The 511-nt window shown below is 63.6% G+C and carries 1 protein-coding gene; it reads right to left on the bottom strand.

Annotation, left to right across the window (positions count from 1 at the left end; all coding sequences use genetic code 11):
* Positions 1–484: NAD(P)/FAD-dependent oxidoreductase (locus tag AAFM92_17000; GenBank protein ID MEL7302054.1), on the bottom strand; the 484-nt coding region annotated here is incomplete at its 3' end.
* Between the last annotated feature and the right edge of the window lie 27 nt (positions 485–511).

A 511-nucleotide genomic window follows, 5' to 3' on the forward strand; every position in this document is an offset into this window, starting at 1 on the left:
CATCGCCGCCTCGGAAGTGCTTTACGAAGACGGCGATGCCGGCGTAGACCTCGACGCCCATGGCTTCGGCCTGCTCGCCGAGCCATTTCGTCACTTCGCCAAGCGAGACGATGTAGTTGCCGTGGTTCGACATCAGCGGTGGCATCAGGAAGTTCGGCAGGCGCAGGTCAGCGGCGGGGCCGAGGACCATGAAGCGATCGTCGGTGACTTCCGTCGTGATCGGCGCGCCTTTGTCCTTCCAATCGGGGATGAGGGCGTCGATGCCGACCGGATCGATGACGGCGCCCGAGAGAATATGCGCGCCGACCTCGGACGCCTTCTCGAGCACGACAATCATCAGCTCTTCGTCGTTCTCCTGCGCGAGTTGCTGGAGGCGGATGGCTGCGGAAATGCCAGCCGGGCCCGCACCGACGATGACGACATCGACATCCATCGCCTCGCGGTCGTCGCGTGCCACGCCGTTGGCGGATCCGTTCTCAGCCATCTCACTCGTTCCCGTTATTTCTTCGCC

This window comes from Pseudomonadota bacterium (assembly GCA_038533575.1).
GTDB lineage: Bacteria > Pseudomonadota > Alphaproteobacteria > Rhodobacterales > Rhodobacteraceae > Shimia_B.